General features: G+C 76.5%; 20 protein-coding genes. 15 read left to right on the forward strand and 5 right to left on the reverse strand.

The features are described from left to right. The 9 genes from FHL79_RS15935 to FHL79_RS15975 all read left to right on the forward strand — a co-directional run. Positions 1-1,237, forward strand: a 1,237-nt coding sequence (locus tag FHL79_RS15935; protein ID WP_171058187.1) for a DEAD/DEAH box helicase, incomplete at its 5' end; no start/stop codon positions are given. Beyond that, the gene (locus tag FHL79_RS15940; RefSeq protein ID WP_218938489.1) at positions 1,234-1,719 is read left to right on the forward strand and encodes a very short patch repair endonuclease; all 486 of its coding nucleotides are present in this window, start codon (positions 1,234-1,236) and stop codon (positions 1,717-1,719) included. The genes FHL79_RS15935 and FHL79_RS15940, both read left to right, overlap by 4 nt. Before the next feature lie 63 nt (positions 1,720-1,782). Further along, positions 1,783-2,730: a siderophore-interacting protein gene (locus FHL79_RS15945; RefSeq protein ID WP_138759572.1), complete on the forward strand. Its 948-nt coding sequence runs from the start codon at positions 1,783-1,785 to the stop codon at positions 2,728-2,730. 29 nt (positions 2,731-2,759) lie between these two features. Continuing rightward, complete coding sequence (locus tag FHL79_RS15950; RefSeq protein WP_171058186.1) at positions 2,760-2,915, forward strand: hypothetical protein; 156 nt, start codon at positions 2,760-2,762, stop codon at positions 2,913-2,915. After that, complete coding sequence (locus FHL79_RS15955; protein ID WP_138759573.1) at positions 2,912-3,307, forward strand: hypothetical protein; 396 nt, start codon at positions 2,912-2,914, stop codon at positions 3,305-3,307. Before FHL79_RS15950 ends, FHL79_RS15955 begins: the two co-directional genes overlap by 4 nt. 114 nt (positions 3,308-3,421) lie before the next feature. Beyond that, positions 3,422-4,624 carry a hypothetical protein gene (locus FHL79_RS15960; RefSeq protein WP_138759574.1) on the forward strand — a complete coding sequence of 401 codons (1,203 nt, stop codon included), beginning with the start codon at positions 3,422-3,424 and terminating at the stop codon, positions 4,622-4,624. Positions 4,625-4,679: 55 nt separating this feature from the next. Next, positions 4,680-5,912 (forward strand): sensor histidine kinase, encoded by a 1,233-nt coding sequence (locus FHL79_RS15965; protein ID WP_171058188.1) that lies wholly within the window; start codon positions 4,680-4,682, stop codon positions 5,910-5,912. Beyond that, positions 5,909-6,556: a response regulator gene (locus FHL79_RS15970; RefSeq protein WP_138759576.1), complete on the forward strand. Its 648-nt coding sequence runs from the start codon at positions 5,909-5,911 to the stop codon at positions 6,554-6,556. Before FHL79_RS15965 ends, FHL79_RS15970 begins: the two co-directional genes overlap by 4 nt. A gap of 76 nt (positions 6,557-6,632) precedes the next feature. Beyond that, positions 6,633-7,235, forward strand: a complete 603-nt coding sequence (locus tag FHL79_RS15975) for a TIGR03086 family metal-binding protein (RefSeq protein WP_138759577.1) — start codon at positions 6,633-6,635, stop codon at positions 7,233-7,235. A 6-nt stretch (positions 7,236-7,241) separates the two neighbouring features. Here FHL79_RS15975 and FHL79_RS15980 read toward each other — a convergent pair whose 3' ends face one another. Beyond that, positions 7,242-8,201: a hypothetical protein gene (locus FHL79_RS15980; RefSeq protein WP_138759578.1), complete on the reverse strand. Its 960-nt coding sequence runs from the start codon at positions 8,199-8,201 to the stop codon at positions 7,242-7,244. A gap of 217 nt (positions 8,202-8,418) precedes the next feature. Between FHL79_RS15980 and FHL79_RS15985 the strand changes: the two genes are divergently transcribed. From FHL79_RS15985 to eutC, 5 genes are all read left to right on the forward strand, one after another. Further along, a complete protein-coding gene (locus tag FHL79_RS15985; RefSeq protein ID WP_138759579.1) occupies positions 8,419-9,774 on the forward strand; it encodes an MFS transporter in 1,356 nt (451 codons plus the stop codon). Between the two features lie 37 nt (positions 9,775-9,811). After that, positions 9,812-10,762 carry a pyridoxal-phosphate dependent enzyme gene (locus tag FHL79_RS15990; RefSeq protein ID WP_138759580.1) on the forward strand — a complete coding sequence of 317 codons (951 nt, stop codon included), beginning with the start codon at positions 9,812-9,814 and terminating at the stop codon, positions 10,760-10,762. 100 nt (positions 10,763-10,862) lie between these two features. Further along, complete coding sequence (gene eat, locus FHL79_RS15995) at positions 10,863-12,326, forward strand: ethanolamine permease (RefSeq protein WP_171058189.1); 1,464 nt, start codon at positions 10,863-10,865, stop codon at positions 12,324-12,326. Further along, positions 12,323-13,735: an ethanolamine ammonia-lyase subunit EutB gene (locus FHL79_RS16000; protein ID WP_138759581.1), complete on the forward strand. Its 1,413-nt coding sequence runs from the start codon at positions 12,323-12,325 to the stop codon at positions 13,733-13,735. The genes eat and FHL79_RS16000 overlap by 4 nt, the downstream gene beginning before the upstream one ends. Beyond that, a complete protein-coding gene (eutC, locus tag FHL79_RS16005; RefSeq protein WP_138759582.1) occupies positions 13,732-14,508 on the forward strand; it encodes an ethanolamine ammonia-lyase subunit EutC in 777 nt (258 codons plus the stop codon). Before FHL79_RS16000 ends, eutC begins: the two co-directional genes overlap by 4 nt. A gap of 3 nt (positions 14,509-14,511) precedes the next feature. Here eutC and FHL79_RS16010 read toward each other — a convergent pair whose 3' ends face one another. Both FHL79_RS16010 and FHL79_RS16015 read right to left on the reverse strand, forming a co-directional pair. Beyond that, positions 14,512-14,904 carry a nuclear transport factor 2 family protein gene (locus FHL79_RS16010; RefSeq protein ID WP_138759583.1) on the reverse strand — a complete coding sequence of 131 codons (393 nt, stop codon included), beginning with the start codon at positions 14,902-14,904 and terminating at the stop codon, positions 14,512-14,514. Positions 14,905-15,011: 107 nt separating this feature from the next. Continuing rightward, positions 15,012-15,281, reverse strand: coding sequence for a hypothetical protein (locus FHL79_RS16015; protein WP_014741969.1), 270 nt, complete (start codon positions 15,279-15,281; stop codon positions 15,012-15,014). Between the two features lie 19 nt (positions 15,282-15,300). Here FHL79_RS16015 and FHL79_RS16020 point away from each other — a divergent pair, with 19 nt between their 5' ends. After that, on the forward strand, positions 15,301-15,972 hold the full coding sequence (locus FHL79_RS16020; RefSeq protein ID WP_246080861.1) for a hypothetical protein: 672 nt from the start codon (positions 15,301-15,303) through the stop codon (positions 15,970-15,972). A gap of 7 nt (positions 15,973-15,979) precedes the next feature. On the opposite strand, the gene FHL79_RS16025 is transcribed toward FHL79_RS16020, so the two are convergent. Further along, the gene (locus FHL79_RS16025) at positions 15,980-16,354 is read right to left on the reverse strand and encodes a DUF1801 domain-containing protein (RefSeq protein WP_138759584.1); all 375 of its coding nucleotides are present in this window, start codon (positions 16,352-16,354) and stop codon (positions 15,980-15,982) included. 31 nt (positions 16,355-16,385) lie between these two features. Then, positions 16,386-17,120: a GAF domain-containing protein gene (locus FHL79_RS16030; protein WP_138759585.1), complete on the reverse strand. Its 735-nt coding sequence runs from the start codon at positions 17,118-17,120 to the stop codon at positions 16,386-16,388. Between the last annotated feature and the right edge of the window lie 14 nt (positions 17,121-17,134).

Below are 17,134 nucleotides of genomic sequence, written 5' to 3' on the forward strand. Positions count from 1 at the left end.
GGAGGGTGCGGCGGGCGCGGTCCGCCGGCTCGCCGGGCTGCTCGACGGCGGGGTGCTGGCGGTGCAGGGCCCGCCCGGCGCCGGGAAGACCTACACCGGGGCGCGGGCGGTCGTGGACCTGGTGCGCGCCGGGAAGCGGGTCGGGCTGACCGCCTCCAGCCACAAGGTGATCGGCAACCTGCTCGATGCCGTGATGGCCGCCGCCCGTGAGGCGGGCGTGCCGGTCCGTGCCCTGCAGAAGGCCGACGACCTGCAGCGCTGCGCCGACGCCGACGTGCAGTGCGTGGGCAGCAACGGGCAGGTCGTCGACGCGCTCGACGCCGGCGAGGTCGACCTGGTCGCCGGCACCTCCTGGCTGTTCGCCCGACCCGAGCTGGCCGGCCGGCTCGACGTGCTGGTCATCGACGAGGCCGGGCAGCTGTCGTTGGCCAACACCCTCGCGGTGAGCCGAGCCGCGACCAACCTGGTGCTGCTCGGTGACCCGCAGCAGCTGCGGCAACCCGGCCGGGGCATCCACCCCGACGGGGCCGACGTCTCGGCGTTGCAGCACGTGCTGGGCGACGACGAGGTGCTGGGCGCCGACCGCGGCGTCTTCCTGGACCGCAGCTGGCGAATGGCCCCGGCGTTGTGCCGGGTGGTCTCCGCGCTCTCCTACCGGGGCGAGCTGCAGCCGGCGCCGGTCACCGCGGGGAACCGGATCGACGCACCGGCGCGCTGGGCGGCACCGGCGGGCATCGGCTGGGTCGCGGTGGAGCACGAGGGCAACGGTGCGGCCTCTGCGGAGGAGGCGGCCGTGGTCGCTGCGCTGGTGGGTGACCTGATGGGCTGCTCCTGGCACGGCGGCGGGGTGGACCGGGTCATGGGCCCGGCGGACGTGCTGGTGGTGACGCCGTACAACGCGCAGGTCAACCAGGTGCGCGGTGCGCTGGCCGCGGTGGGTCTCGGCGCGGTCGAGGTCGGCACGGTGGACAAGTTCCAGGGCCGGGAGGCCGCGGTCGCGGTCTTCTCACTCGCCGCCTCCAGCGGTGCGCACGTGCCCCGCCGGCTGGACTTCCTGCTCGACCGGCACCGGCTCAACGTCGCGCTGTCCCGGGCCAAGACGGTCGCCTACCTGGTCGGCAGCCCTGCGCTGCTCACCTCACCGGTGCAGACGCCCGAGCAGCTGCGCCTGGTCAACGGCCTGTGCCGGCTGGTCGAGACGGCGACCCAGCCCACGTTGGCACCCGCGGGCAGGTGACCCCGGCCGGCGGTCCCACGGCGCCGGTCGACCTCCGCGTCGCTCCGCCGGCGTCCTCCGCGGTGGTCCGGGCACGGTTCCGCACGCAGGGGCGCCGCGACACGGTGCCGGAGCTGGCGGTGCGCCGGCGGCTGCACGCCCGGGGCGTGCGGTACCGGGTGGACGTCCGCCCCTGCCGGGAGACCCGCGCCCGCGGTGACCTCGTGTGGAAACGACGCAAGCTCATCGTCTTCATCGACGGCTGTTTCTGGCACGCGTGTCCGACGTGTGGCCATCAGCCGACGGCCAACTCCTCCTGGTGGGCAGAGAAGCTGTCCGCCAACGTCGCCCGCGACCGGCGCACCGACAGCCTGCTCACCGGCCTCGGCTGGCGGGTGCTGCGGTTCTGGGAGCACGAGGACCCCGACGCGGTGGCCGACGCGATCTGCGTGGCTCTCGGTCGGAGCCCGCGACGTCCGGGTCCGCCATTCCCTGGGCGATGAGGTCAGGTTAGCCTCACCAACATCCGGTGATCGCGCCGGCACGACGATCCCGGGAGACCTGCGATGACGACGGCCACCACCGAACGGCCCGCGCCTCTGTGGGCCGAGCCTGCCGCGCCGTCGTACCGCTTCTTCTCCGCCCGGGTCAGCCGCGTCCAGCGGCTGAGCCCCAGTTTCCTGCGGCTGACCTTCGCCGGTCCTGACCTCACCGGCTTCGGCGTGGGCGGTGCCGACCAGCGGATCAAGCTGGTGCTCTCCCGCGACGGCGGGCCGGTCCGGCAGCTGCTCTCCGACGGCCCCGGCTGGTACCAGGAGTACTGCGCGCTGCCCGACCACGTGCGCCCGTTCCTGCGCACCTACACCGTGCGGGCGGCCCGGCCGCAGCTCGGCGAGCTCGACGTCGACCTCGTGCTGCACGGCGTCGAGGACGGCCACCCCGGTCCCGCCGCGAGCTGGGCGGCCGCCGCGGTCGCCGGCGACCCGGTCGTCGTGCTGGGCCCCGACCGGTCCGGCACCGGCCGGGCGTGGGGCGTCGAGTGGGCGCCGCCTCCCGAGAGCACTCTCTTCCTGGCCGGCGACGAGACCGCTGTCCCGGCGATCAGCGCCATCGTCGAGGCGCTCCCCGCCGGCCGCCGGGCGGTCGCCGTCCTCGAGGTCCCCGAGGCCGGCGACGTCCTGTCCCTCGCCGTCCCGCCGGGCGTCGAGGCCCGCTGGCTCATCCGCGGCGGCCGGGCCCGCGGTGAGGCCCTCGGTCCTGCGGTGCACGCCGCGCTGTGCGAGCTCGGCATCGCCGCGCCGGCGGCCGGGGTCGAGCCGGAGGACGTCGACCTCACCGGCGGCATCCTCTGGGAGGTGCCGGGGGCCGGTGCCGACGGCTGCTACGCGTGGCTGGCCGGCGAGGCCGGGATGGTCAAGGCGCTGCGCCGCCGCCTGGTCCGGGACCTCGGCGTCCCGCGCACGTCGGTGGCGTTCATGGGCTACTGGCGGACGGGCGCGTCCGAGGGCAGCTGAGCGGCGCCCGCAGGGCCTACGGTCGGAGCGTGCGCCCCTTTCTGCTCCTCGTCCTGGTGCTGTTCGCGATCTGGATCGCGATGACCGTCATCGGCTTCATCGTCAAGGGACTGTTCTGGCTGGCCGTGGTGGGCCTGCTGGTCGCCGCGGGCACAGCGGCGATCGGCACCTCCCGCCGCCGGTGACCGTCCTGCTCGTCGACGTCGCCAACACCGTCGGCGCGCGCCCCGACGGCTGGTGGCGCGACCGCGCCGGCGCCACCGCACGGCTGCTCGACCGGCTGGCGGCACTGCCCGGCACGGCGCCGCCCGGCCCGGACGGCGCACCGCTGCCGGTGGTCGCGCTCGTCGCGGTCGTCGAGGGCCGGGCCCGGGACGTCGTGGCACCGGCCGGGGTGCGGGTGGTGCGTGCTGCCGGCAGCGGCGACGACGCGCTGGCCGCCGTTGCCGCCGAGCTCGCCGACGGCGACCTGCTCGTGGTCACCGCCGACCGCGGTCTGCGCGAGCGGCTGCCGCTCACCGCCCGGGTCACCGGGCCCGGCTGGCTGCTCACCGCCGCGGACCGCGCGGCCGGGTAGTCCACCCGCTCGGCGGAGACGGCTCCCCCGCGCGGGGGAGCCCGTGCGCGGCCGCGCTCTCCAGGCTGGACGTGCTCCCGGGACAGGCCCGGGCCGCACTCCCGGAGGTCTCCCGTGACCGTCGCCCACACGCAGGACGCACCACCTCGCAGCGCCGCACCCCCGACCCGGACCGTGCAGCGACTGCTGCTCGGCGCGGCCGGATGGAGCCTGCTGCAGCTGCTGCTCGGGGTGCGCTGGATCGTCGACCCGGACAGCTGGCCCGGCTTCGACGACGAGGGCCGCGTCGGCCTGCTGGCCGCGCTGCACCGCATCCCGTCCGCCTGGCTGGTGATCGGCCTGGCCGCGACCGGACTGCTGCTGGCCCTCCTCGCGCGGTGGCGTCCGTCGTCCCGGGCGGTGGCTGCTGCGCTGGCCGTCCAGGCCGGGCTGCTGCTGGGCGTCGCCGCCGACGTCGGCGTGCTGACGCTGTTGGGCTACCTGTGCGCCATCGTCGGCCCGGCCGCGTTCCTGGTCGTCTTCGCCGTCGGGGCGGTGCGGGACCGGCGCGTCCGCCCCTGGCTGCTCGGCGTGGGCGCCCTGGTCGCCGCCGGGGTGGTCTCCGGGGTGCTGCGGCCGGCCACGATCAGCCGGCTGGCGGGGCAGCTGTCGGACGGTTTCGCCGAGCACGCCAGCCCGCCGGCGCACCTGGGGCTGGTGCTCGTCGGCGCCGCGCTGTTCGGCACCGTCGCGGTCCTGCTGCGCCGGGCGGCCACCGGGCGCTGCCGGGTGTGCGGCCGGCCCGCCGCCCGGTGGACCGAGCCGGCCGCCGCGCTCCGCTGGGGCCGGGTCGCCACCTGGATCGCCGTCGCCTGCCCGCTGCCCTACGCGCTGGTCCGGATGACCTGGCTGACCCCCTGGCCGCTGGGGATGCCGGAGGGCGGAGACCTGGAGCCGGCCATGCGGCTGTTCGGGCTGGGGCTCGGGTTCGCCGCCCTGGGTGGGGCCGTGCTGACCGCCGGCCTCCTCCGTCCGTGGGGAGAGACCTGGCCCTCCTGGGTGCCGGTGCTGCGCGGCCGCCCGGTGCCCGTCGTGGTGCCGGTGCTGGCCGGTGGCCTGGTCGCCCTCGTGCTGCTGGCCTCCACCCCCGGCATGGTCGCCCTCGCCGTCGAGGAGATCGCGGACGGCAACCCGATGGGCTGGCTGATGCTGCTGCTCTTCCCGACCCTGCCCTGGGGCCTGGCCTTGGGCGCCGCCGTGACCGCCTACGCCCTCCGCCGCCGGGGCGCGTGCCGCACCTGCGGACAGGGCGAGCCGGGCCGGTCGGTACGTGCCTGACGTCGCCGTCCGGTCCGGGCTTCCCGGACCGGACGCCGACGGCCAGGATGGTCCGGTGGCACACGCGGCGCGGGGGCCGGCGGTCCGCCGGTCGCTGCTGCGCTGGCTGTACCTGCTGATCGGCGGGGCGATCGGGGTCGCGGTCGGCATCGTCCTCGCCTGGCCCGCCGAGGCGATCGCCACCGCGGGCCTCCCGCCGGTTCTCGCCGGGCTGCTCGTGCTGCTGCTGGTCGGGACGCCAGTGCTCGCCGTCGGGACCCTGGGGGAGGTCCGGCCGGTCGAGGCGGTCGCCGTCGGCGGGCTGCTGGCCCCCGGGTTTCCCGACCGGCCCGGCCCGGCCGCCACCTGGCGCCAGCGGGGACGCACCTCGCTGCTCCTCGCGCTGCACGTGCTGGCCGGCACGGTCGCCGGTGCGCTGCTCATCGTCGGCCTCCCGGCGGCCGTGGTGATCGGACTGGACACCGGTGGCGGCGAGGACGTCTTCGGCGTCGCTGTGCCCGCGGCCTGGCCGGCCCGGCTGCTGCTCGCCCTCGGACTGGTCGGGCTCACCGTCGTCGGCGGTGAGCTGCTCGGCCGGGGCCTGGCCGCGCTGGCGCCCCGGCTGCTGGCCGGCCCGGCCGCCGAGCGGCTCGCCGCCGCCGAGGCGTCGGTGTCGGTGCTCACCGGCCGGGACCGGCTGGCCCGCGAGCTGCACGACAGCGTCGGGCACGCGCTGAGCCTGGCCAGCGTCCAGGCCGGCGCCGCCCGCCGGTTGCTGCTGCGCGACCCAGCCGCGGCCGAGCAGGCGATCCGGGCGACCGAGGACGCCACCCGTCGGGCGCTCGTGGACCTCGACCACGTGCTGGGTCTGCTCCGGGAGGAGGAGGGCACGCCGGGCGACGTGGTCCCGTCCCCGGACCTGCGGGACCTCGACGGGTTGACCGCCACCGCCCGCGCGGCGGGGGCCGAGGTCGACGTCGCGGTCACCGGCGCCGTCGCCGGACTGCCGGCGGTCGTCTCCCGGGAGGCCTACCGGATCGTGCAGGAGGGGCTGACCAACGTGCTCCGGCACGCCCCGGGTGCGGCCTGCCGGGTCGTCGTCGACGCGTCGGGGGACGACCTGGAGCTGCGGCTGGTCAACGCGACGGCGGGTGCGCTCGCGGGCGGGCCCGGTGGCGGCCGCGGCCTGCGCGGGGTCGGGGAACGGGTGCAGGCACTGCGCGGGCAGGTCCACGTCGGCGCCGATCCGGACGGCCGGTGGCAGCTCGCCGTCCGGCTGCCCGTGCACGCGCGGGGAGCGGCGCGGTGACCATCCGGGTGGCCCTGGTCGACGACGAGCCGCTCATCCGCAGCGGGCTGGCCGCGGTGCTGAGCAGCGAGGACGACCTGCTCGTGGTCGGCGAGGCCGGGGACGGCGCGGAGGTGCTGGACCTGGTCGGCCGGAGCGCGCCCGACGTCGTGCTGATGGACGTCCGGATGCCCCGGGTGGACGGCATCGCCGCCACCCGGGCCCTCGTCCGGGCCGGCTCCCGGGCGCGGGTGCTGGTCCTGACCACCTTCGCCAACGACGACCACGTGTTCGAGGCCCTCGCCGCCGGGGCCGACGGTTTCCTGCTCAAGCGGTCCAGCCCCGAGGAGGTGCTGCACGGCATCCGCACGGTGGCCCGCGGGGAGTCGCTGCTGTTCCCCGACGCGGTGCGGGAGCTCGCCCGACGCCACGTCCGGGCTCCCGACCCGGTGCTGGGCCCGGGGCTGCTGCGGCTCACCGCCCGGGAGCAGGAGGTGCTGCGGTCGATGGCCGAGGGGCTGAGCAACGCGGAGATCGCCGAGCAGCTCGTGGTGGGTGTGGAGACGGTCCGCAGCCACGTCGCCGCCGTGCTGGCCAAGACCGGGGCGCGGGACCGCACCCAGGCCGTCGTGCTGGCCTACCGCTCCGGGTTCGTCGCCGGCTGACCCGCCGGCTGGCCCGCCCCGGTTGCCTGTCGGGGAAGTACAAGACCCGGGGCGGCGCCGGGTGCAGGCTGGCGGCATGACCGAGACCCTGACGCCGACCTCCGCCGTGCGGGCCGCCGCCGAGCTGGCCGCCGGCCCCCTCCGCGCGGTTCCCGCCGACCGACTGACCACGGCCACCCCGTGCGGCGACTACGACGTGCGCACCCTGGTCGACCACCTGGCCTGGGGTGCGGTGCTGTCCCAGCGGGCGGCCACCCGCACCCCGCTCGAGCACGACTGGAGCAGCCCCACCCCGGCACCGTTCCTCGACGGGGTCCCGGTGGAGCAGTGGGCGGCGGCGGTCCCGGCCGAGCTGGACACCGCAGCCGACGCCTGGGCCGACCCGGCGGCGTGGGAGGGCGAGACGCTGATGGGCACGACACCGATGCCCGCCGGGGTCGTCGGCCCGCTGATGCTGGCCGAGTTCGTGCTGCACGGCTGGGACCTCGCCCGGGCGATCGGGGTGCCCTACGACGTCCCGGCCGAGCTGGGCGAGGCCACCCTCGCCGCGGTGCAGCCGGTCGCGCAGATGGGCCGGGACGGCGGCTGGTACGGACCCGAGGTGCCCGTGCCCGCCGACGCCCCGGCCTTCGACCGGGCCCTGGGGCTCACCGGCCGCGACCCCGCCTGGCGCGGCTGAGCAGCCTCAGGCCGGCGTCGACACCAGGGTCAGCCGGGTGGAGCGACGCCGGCCGGGCAGGCAGGCGGCCAGCGCGAGCAGCAGCGCGACGCCGTCCTCGACGAGCGCGGCCTGCAGGGCGGGCATCCGCCCGCCGGCCCACGTCCGCCAGGCCAGCCCGCCGTAGGACCCGGCCGCGGAGCCGGCGATCCCGGCCAGCAGCGGCAGCGCGGCGTTCGCCCCCTGCCGCTTGGCCAGCATGCCGGCTCCCGCCGCGCCGCTGGCCAGCCGGGCGGGCAGCGCGCCGGCGCTGGTGCGGTCCGGCGTGCCCGGCTGCTTGTCGGCGTAGAGCTCCCCGGCGACCGCGGCGAGGTTGGACAGCTTCTTGACCGCGCCGCTGTCGGCCGCGGTGAGCATCGGCGCGGCCACGCCCAGCGAGCTGCGGCCGCCGGTGGCCACCCCCAGCAGCAGCGACCGGCCGACCAGCCCGGCCGACGCGGCCTGGCGGGGGAGCACCCGCTCCTCCGGCGTCGGCAGCCCGGCCACCACCGCCTGCGCGACCGCGCCGTAGGCCAGGTGCGGCAGGGCGTCGGCGATCCAGTCCTCGCGCGACCACTGCCGCGGGTCGCTGACACCGAGGACGGCGACCGGGACGTCGGTGGCGGCCAGCGCGGCGGCGCCCTTGACCACCGCGCCCACCGGGAACGGCATCCGCACCCCCGCCGAGCGGACCAGGCTGAAGACCACCCCGAGGCCCACGCCGTTGGCGATGCCGGCGAGCTCGCCCAGGCCCCGGCGGCGGGCGTCCCGGGCGGCGCCGCGGCCGGGGACCGCGGTGCCGGCGGCGCCGGCGACGGCGTCCACCAGCTCCTGCGGGACGGTGCTGGCCGGGCGGCCGCGGACGGCCATGTCGAGGTACGTGGCGGCGTGCAGCGCGACGGTGCCGGCAGCGCCGGCGATCAGTCCGCGCGAGAAGGTCCCGGTCATCCCCTGACCCTCGGGGCAGCGGGGAGCTGGGGCAACCGGAGGCGCCGGTGTGACCAACGGGACAGCGACGTGGGGACACTCACGCCTGCTGGACACGGTGTTGACACACGCCGCTCACGTGTGCATGGCACCGTGGAGTCAGCGCCCGAGGTCGTGTGCTCTCCGACCCCCGCCCGTCGCACTGCGGTGCCGCGCGAACACCCCGTGAAGGTCTCCCATGCTCCGATCTGTCCTCACCCGTGCCTCCACCCCCGACCCCTCGCCGTCCCGGCTGCGGGCGGCCGTCGCCGTCCTCTTCGCCCTCGACGGGTTCGTCTTCGGCAGCTGGGCCGCCCGGGTCCCCGACGTGAGCGCCGCGACCGGCGCCGGTCACACCGCGCTCGGTGTCGCCCTGCTCTGCCTGTCCCTGGGCGCGCTCGCCTGCATGCAGCTCACCGGCGCGCTCTGCGCCCGGCTGGGCACCGGCCTGACCGCCGCGGTGGCCGGCATCGCCGCCAGCGCCTGCGCCGTGCTGCCCGGGTTCGCCACCGGCATCCCCTCGCTCTGCGCCGGGCTGCTGGTGTTCGGCGCCGCCACCGGCGCGGTGAACGTCGCCGCCAACAGCGTCGGCGTGCAGGTCGAGGCCCGGGCCGGCCGCCCGCTGCTGTCCGGGCTGCACGCCGCGTTCAGCGCCGGCGGGCTGCTCGGCGCGCTCCTCGGCGGAGTCGCGTCGGCGCTGGTCGGCGTGCTGCCGCACCTGCTGGCCGTCACCGTCCTCGGCCTGGCCGTCATGGCGTGGGCCGGGCCGCTGCTGGCCGGCGCCGACGCCGTCACCCGGGCCGCCGAGCAGGTCGCCCCCGGGACCGCGGCGGACGCCGGTCCCCGGCCGACCGCCGTCCTGGTCGTGCTGGGCGCCGTCGCGGGCGCCACCGCCTACGGCGAGGGCGCGCTGTCGGACTGGGGCGGGCTGCACCTGCGCGAGCAGCTGCACGCCGGGCCGGCGCTCGCCGCGGCCGGTTACGCAGGCTTCTCCTCGGCGATGGCGGTCGGCCGGCTGGCCGGCGGCCGGCTGGTGGGCGCGCTCGGGGAGCGCCGGCTGCTGGTCGGCGGGGCGCTGGTGGCCGCCGTCGGCGCGCTCACCGCGGTGCTCACCACGTCCCTGCCGGTGGCCCTGGCCGGGTTCGTGCTGGTCGGGCTCGGCCTGGCCAACGTCTTCCCGCTGGTTATCGCCCGGGCCGGTGTCCTGGGCGGGCCCTCGGGCGTCGCACTCGCCACGACCGTCGGCTACACCGGCCTGCTCGGCGGCCCGCCGGTGATCGGGTTCCTCGCCGAGCACGCCGGGCTGCCCACCGCGCTCGGCACGGTCGCGCTGATGGCGGTGCTCGCCGCCGTGCTGGTGCTCGGCATCGAGGGCCCGGCGCTGCGCCGTCCGTCCCTGCCGCGGGCCGGCTGGGCGCAGCCGGTCCTGTTCGGCCGCTGGCCGGTCGCGGTGGTCCTGCGCCCGGTCGGGGACGCGCTGCAGCCGACCGCGACGAGGGTGCGCCGGGGCACCGGCAGCTACGTCCGCGACCTGCGGCTGCTCGAGGTGGGCTGATCCGCCGGCCGGATCGGCACTCGGGCAGGCTGGGCCGGTGACGACCGCACCCGTGCGCCTCTCTCCCTGGCCGACCCCGCTGGACCCCGCACCGCGGCTCGCCGCCGCTCTCGGTCTCCAGCCGGACGACCTGTGGGTCAAGCGCGACGACCTGACGTCCTTCGCCGGCGGCAACAAGGTCCGCAAGCTCGAGCACCTGGTCGGCGAGGCCGAGGCCGGCGGCGCCACCGTGCTGGTCACCAGCGGCGGGGTGCAGAGCAACCACGCCCGGATGACCGCGGCCGCCGCGGCGGTGCGGGGCCTGCGCGCCGTCCTCGTGCTCTCCGGCGAGGCGGACGCCGCCCGGGCCGGCAACCTCGCGCTGGAGGAGCTGTTCGGCGCCCGGGTGGTCGTCGTCGGACCGGAGGAGGACGTCGACGCGCGGGTCGCCGAGGTGGCCGGCGAGCTGCGCGGCCAGGGTGAGGTGCCCGCCGTGCTGCCGCTGGGCGGCTCGACCCCGACCGGCGCCCGGGGCTACCTGGCCTGCGCCGCCGAGCTCGCCGAGCAGCTGCCCGACCTGCACACCGTCGTCGTGGCGGTCGGCTCGGGCGGCACGATGGCCGGCCTGGTCGCCGGGCTCGGCGCCGAGCGGGTGCTCGGGGTGGACACCGGCGCGGTCGCCGACCCCGACGTCCGGGTCGCCGCCCTGGCGACCGCGCTGGGGGCGACGGTCGGCGGGCTCCGGCTGCGCCGGGACCAGGTGGGGGAGGGCTACGGGCTGCTCACCGACGCCGCGGCCGCCGCGATGACCACCGCGGCGCGCACCCAGGGGCTGGTGCTGGACCCGGTCTACACCGGCAAGGCACTGGCCGGCCTGGCCGCCGCGGTCGCCGACGGCTCGGTCCAGCCCGGCGGGCGCACGGTCTTCCTGCACACCGGCGGCCTGCCCGGCCTGTTCGGCCACCCGTACGCCGCGCAGCTGGCCGGGGAGCTGCTCGGCCGCGCGTGAACAACGTGTTCCGGAGCGTCGCACCCCGTTGACCGTCGCGGGCGAGGGGGACACGCTGGCCGCGCGCCCGAACCGGCGGGCGCCCAGCCGGAGGGCCCCGATGACCGCCGAACCCGCAGCCGCCTCAGCACCGCACGGACCCGGGCGGGGAGTCGAGGCCGAGGCGGTCGACGCCGGCTACCTGCAGAAGCGTGAACTGCGCTCCGGGACGGCGGGGTGGCTGCTGCTGGCCGGGCTGGGCGTCTCCGCGGTCATCTCCGGCGACTACGCCGGCTGGAACTTCGGGCTGGCCGAGGGCGGCTTCGGCGGGCTGCTGATCGCCGTCGTCCTGATGGCGGTCATGTACACCGCCATGGTGTTCGGCCTGGCCGAGCTCGGCTCGGCGCTGCCGACCGCGGGCGGCGGCTACACCTTCGCCCGGCGGGCGCTGGGCCCGTGGGGCGGCTACGCCACCGGCATCGCGGTGCTCATCGAGTACGCCATCGCACCGGCGGCGATCGCCACGTTCATCGGCGCCTACGTCGAGTCCCTCGGCCTGTTCGGCATCACCGACGGCTGGTGGGTGTACCTGGCGGTCTACGCGCTGTTCATCGGCGTCCACCTGCTCGGCGTCGGCGAGGCGCTCAAGGCGATGTTCGTCGTCACCGTCATCGCACTGGCCGGCCTGCTGGTGTTCCTGGTCGGCGCCATCCCGCAGTTCGACTCCGCCAACCTGCTCGACATCGCGCCCACCGACGCCGCCGGCGCCTCGGACTTCCTGCCCTACGGCCTGATCGGCATCTGGGCGGCGTTCCCGTTCGCGATCTGGTTCTTCCTGGCCGTGGAGAGCGTGCCGTTGGCCGCGGAGGAGGCCCGCGACCCCGCCCGCGCCATGCCGCGCGGGATCATCGCGGCGATGGCGGTGCTGGTCGCCCTCGCCGTCCTGATGCTGGTGTTCACCCCGGGCGCCGGCGGCTCGGCGGCGATGGCGGAGTCCGGCAACCCACCGGTCGACGCGTTGGCCGCCGCGGGGGCGTCGGACGGGCTGACCCGGGTGGTCAACTACGCCGGCCTGTTCGGCCTGGTGGCCAGCTTCTTCTCGATCATCTACGCCTACTCCCGGCAGACCTTCGCGCTGTCCCGGGCCGGCTACCTGCCCCGCGCCCTGTCGGTCACCAACGCCCGCAAGGCGCCGGTGCTGGCGCTGCTCGTGCCCGGCGCGATCGGCTTCGTGCTGTCGCTGACCGGGCAGGGCGCGATGCTGCTCAACATGGCCGTCTTCGGCGCGACGGTCTCCTACGTGCTGATGATGCTCAGCCACATCGTGCTGCGCCGCCGCGAGCCGGAGCTGCCGCGGCCCTACCGGACCCCGGGCGGGGTGGCGACCACCGGTGTCGCCCTGGTGCTCGCCGCGGCGGCGGTGGTGGCCACCTTCCTCGTCGACGTCGAGGCCGCGCTGTGGACGCTGGGCGCCTACGCCGTCTTCCTGGCCTACTTCGCCCTCTACAGCCGGCACCACCTGGTGGCCTCGGCGCCCGAGGAGGAGTTCGCCGCGCTGGCGGCCGCCGACGAGGAGCTCCGGTGACGGTCCGCCGGAGCACGCTGGGCGGGCACACCCACGAGTTCGCCTCGCTGTCGGACCTGCTGGCCAAGGCCACCCCGGCCCGCTCCGGCGACGTGCTCGCCGGGGTGGCGGCCGAGTCGCAGGCGCAGCGGGTGGCCGCGCAGTACGCCCTCGCCGACGTCCCGCTGGCCACGTTCCTCACCGAGCAGGTGGTCGGCTACGACGAGGACGACGTCACCCGGCTGATCCTCGACACCCACGACGCCGCGGCCTTCGCGCCGGTGGCCTCGCTGACCGTGGGCGGGTTCCGCGAGTGGCTGCTGGCCCGGGCCGCGGAGCGCGACGAGGCGGCGATCTCCGGGCTGGCCCGCGGGCTGACGCCGGAGATGGTCGCCGCGGTCTCCAAGCTGATGCGCAACGCCGACCTGGTGGCCGTCGCCCGGCGGACCCGGGTGGTCACCGGGCTGCGCAGCACGCTCGGGCTGCCCGGGCGGCTGGCTTCCCGGCTGCAGCCCAACCACCCCACCGACGACGCGGTCGGGGTGACCGCCTCCATCCTCGACGGTCTGCTGCACGGCAGCGGGGACGCCGTCATCGGCATCAACCCGGCCACCGACTCGCCGGCGCAGACGATCGCGCTGCTGGAGCTGGTCGACGCGGTGATCAGCCGCTACGAGATCCCCACCCAGTCCTGCGTGCTGGCGCACGTGACCACCACGCTGCGGGCGCTGGAGGCCGGCGCCCCGGTCGACCTGGTCTTCCAGTCCGTCTCCGGCACCCAGGCCGGCAACCGGGGCTTCGGCGTCACCCTGGACCTGCTCGCCGAGGCGCGGACCGCCGCCCTGGAGCTGGGCCGCGGCACCGTCGGGCGCAACGTCACCTACTTCGAGACCGGGCAGGGGTCGGCGCTGTCGGCCGACGCCCACCACGGCGTCGACGGCCGGGCGGTCGACCAGCAGACGCTGGAGTGCCGCGCGTACGGGGTGGCCCGGCACTTCGAGCCGCTGCTGGTGAACACCGTCGTCGGCTTCATCGGCCCGGAGTACCTCTACGACGGCAAGCAGGTGGTCCGCGCCGGGCTGGAGGACCACTTCTGCGGCAAGCTGCTCGGCCTGCCGATGGGCGTGGACGTCTGCTACACCAACCACACCGACGTCGACGGCGACGACACCGACACCCTGACCCTGCTGCTCGGGGCGGCGGGCTGCTCGTTCGTCATCGCCGTCCCCGGGTCGGACGACGTGATGCTGCACTACCAGTCGCTGTCGTTCCAGGACGTGCTGACCGCGCGCGCGGTGCTGGACCTGCGCCCGGCGCCGGAGTTCGAGGCCTGGCTGGCCCGGATGGACCTGCTCGACGACGCCGGCCGGGTCCGCGAGCTCGCCGCCGACACCCCCACCGTCCGGGCGCTCCTGGCGGCCGCCGGATGACCGCCCCCGACGGGGCAGGAGTGGCCACCCCTGCCCCGGCGAACGACCCGTGGTCGCTGCTGCGGAACGCCACCCGCGCGCGGGTGGCGCTGGGCCGGGCCGGGGACGGGCTGCCCACGGCACGGGAACTGGAGTTCCGGGCCGCGCACGCGGTCGCCCGGGACGCCGTGCACACCCCGCTGGACGCCGACCGGGTGCGGGCCGCGCTCGCCGACGCCGGGGTCGGCCTGCCGCTGGTCGAGGTGCACAGCCAGGCGCCGGACCGGACGACCTACCTGCAGCGGCCGGACCTCGGCCGCCGGCTGGCGGACGGCACGCAGCTGCCCGCCGGCGACGCCGACCTGGCGCTGGTGCTCGCCGACGGTCTGAGTCCGCGGGCGGTGCACGAGCACGCCGCCGGCACGGTGACCGCGGTGCTCGAGCGGCTCCCCGGCTGGTCGGTGGCACCGCTGGTGCTGGCGCACCAGGCGCGGGTCGCCCTCGGTGACCCGGTCGGGGAGGCGCTGGGGGCCCGGATCGTCGTCGTGCTCGTGGGCGAGCGGCCGGGCCTGAGCTCCGCGGACAGCCTCGGGCTCTACCTGACCCACGACCCGCGGCCCGGGCGGGCGGACTCGGAGCGCAACTGCATCTCCAACGTCCGTCCGCCGCACGGGCTGTCCTACGCGCAGGCGGCGGACACCCTGGTGGCGCTGCTGCAGGCCGCCCGGCAGCTGGGGGCGTCGGGCGTCGTCCTCAAGGACGAGGGCGCCGCCCTGCCCCCGGGTGTCGGCTGAGCCTCAGCCGAAGACGGCGTCCGCGGCGTACTGGTCGCCGGTGGTGTCCCAGAACTCCGCGATCCTGCCGCGCTCCATCCGGCACACGTGCACGTCGGTGATCGCGAAGGACCGCTCGCCGCTGCGCGCGGAGACGTCCACCAGGGCGAGGACGTGCTCGTCGTCGGCGAGCACGGTGCGGACCTCGATCCGGAAGGACCCCTCGGTCACCGCCATCAGCCGGCCGAACATCTCGTAGACCGCAGCCCGGCCCACATAGCTGCCCGACAGCTGGTTGCGGCCGGGCAGGTGCCAGCGGACGTCCTCGGCGAAGACCTCGTCGAGGGCCGCGAGGTCGCCCTTGGCGAAGGCGTCGTAGGCCTCCCGGACGAGGGTGGCGTGGGGGTGCTCGGACATGACGTGCTCCTCCCGGTCCGTCCCCCCGCGCCCCGCAGTGTCCTCTCCCGGGCGAGCGGGCAGAACCGCCCCGCGCACGCGGTGGCGTGTGAGCCGGAGCTCAGGGATCAGAACCGGCGCAGCGGACCGATCCGCATCACCGCGCTGAGCAGGACCTCCATCGGGTGCCGCTGCGGGCGCTGCACCTCGGCCGGCCAGTCCGGCACCATGTCCGGGTCGGCCGGCGCGGTGGCGGCCTCGACGACCCGGCCCTGCAACCGGGCCCGCACCTCCTCGGCGCTGTAGGCGCGGCGGTGGCGTTCATGGCGGACGAGGACCGCACCGGTCGCCGCTACGCCGACGATCCCGGCGACTCCGAACAGCTTCGACAGGCGCATGAGCCGTTATGTTAGTGAGGTGGCTCACTCCCGTGTCGTGTCGCGTACGTCGCCCGGCTCCCTGTCGCTTCCGGAGGCGGTCGAGCTGACCCGTACCGGCGACGTGTGGGTCTTCCGCGGCGGGTCCCTCGCCGACCGTGCCGTCCAGACGGTCACCAACGCCCCGGTCAACCACGTCGGCGTCGCCGTCGTGCTCGACGACCTGCCGCCGCTGCTGTGGCACGCCGAGCTCGGGCACTCGCTGGCCGACGTGTGGTCCGGCCGGCACCAGCGGGGCGTCCAGCTGCACGACCTCTCCGACGCCGTCTGCGTGTGGAAGAAGCGGTACGGCCAGCAGGCCTGGCTGCGGCAGCTGGTCGGCCCGGCCGAGGACGGCGGGGTGACCCGGGAGATGGAGGACGCCGTCCTGCGCACCATCGCCCGGCTCGACGGCAAGCCGTTCCCGACCACCCGGCACCTGGCGCGCGGCTGGCTGACCGGGAAGGTGCGCCGGCGCCTGAGCAACGACACCATCTTCTGCGCGGAGCTGGCAGCGACCACCTACACCGCGATGGGCCTGCTGGCCGCGAACCGGCCGCTGAACGCCTACGACCCGGGCAGCTTCTGGTCCGGCGACGACCTCCCGCTCGTCGACGCCGAGCTGGGCCGGGAGATCCGGGTCGACGTCCCGGCCGGCCCGGAGTGCGGGTAGCGCCGGTTCAGACCGCGACCCAGCGGTTGACCAGCGCGACGATCGCCTCTTGCTGCGCGGCGACCTCCGCCGGGTCGCCGAGGGTGAGCACCGCGCGGTCAGCGGCCACCCAGCGCAGCAGCCCGGCGTCGTCGCCGAACTCGAAGCCCTCGGTGTCCTGCGGCTTGGCACCGCGGTGGAACACCAGCTGCAGGTGGTCGGCGGGGAAGAGCCGGAAGGTGACCCGGTCGACGCCGCGGTGACAGAAGCTCGGGGCCTTCCACTTCACGTGCTCGGTGAGCTCGTCGTTGGAGGCCATGATCGCGGCGCGGAGCCGGCGGACGTCGTCGGCGCGGGGGTGCTGCAGGTCGGCGAGGAACTCCTCGACGGTGGGCTGGGCCATGCCGCCCAGCCTGCCAAAGACCCCCGACGGTTCAGTCCCCGCCGGGCCGGCACAGCACGTCGGCAGGCCGGACCCGGCCGCTGACCAGGTCCGCCGCGACGGAGTCCACCGACCGGCCGGCGGAGTAGGAGTAGGCCCGGAGCAGCGCGAGGGCCGCCGGGGCGTCGACGTCGAGGGCGACGCAGGTCCGGTCCACCGCCGTCCACACCACCGCCCGCCGCCGGGCCGGGGGGCTGTGCAGCCACTCCGGACCGCTCTCCACCGTCCAGGACGACCAGACGAGAGCATCGGTGAGCGCGGAGGTGACCAGGTCGGCGACGGTGAGCGCCGCGAACACGTCCAGCCGTGGCACGTCGGCGGCGTCGGCGAAGAAGAGGTTCATCGCGCCGACCCGGGTCAGGGGCGAGCGCAGCGGCAAGGAGGCGATGCCGCGGAACGGGGTCTCGTCCACCAGGAGGTCGGCGTAGGCGGGCCAGCGCCGGCGGATGTCCTCCTCGACGACGAACACCGGCTGCCCGGTCTCGTGGGCGAGCAGGCACGGGCCGGTGCCCACGGTGAACTCCAGCCGTTCGGCCCGGGCGGCGTCCGCCGAGCTCGCGCCCAGCGGTGAGCGGCCGGTCTCCGCGGCCAGCAGGCTCAGCCCCGCGCCGTCGACACCGAGCGCCTCGGCGGCGGCCCGGGCGAGCCGGCCGGGCAGCAGGTGCCCGTCGTCCCCCGCCCCCGCGTCGGCGGCGAGGGTCGCCGTGAAGCGCGCGATGAGGTCCACCGGTCCACATTCCT

The sequence above is a fragment of the Modestobacter altitudinis genome (assembly GCF_005930475.1).
GTDB lineage: Bacteria > Actinomycetota > Actinomycetes > Mycobacteriales > Geodermatophilaceae > Modestobacter > Modestobacter altitudinis.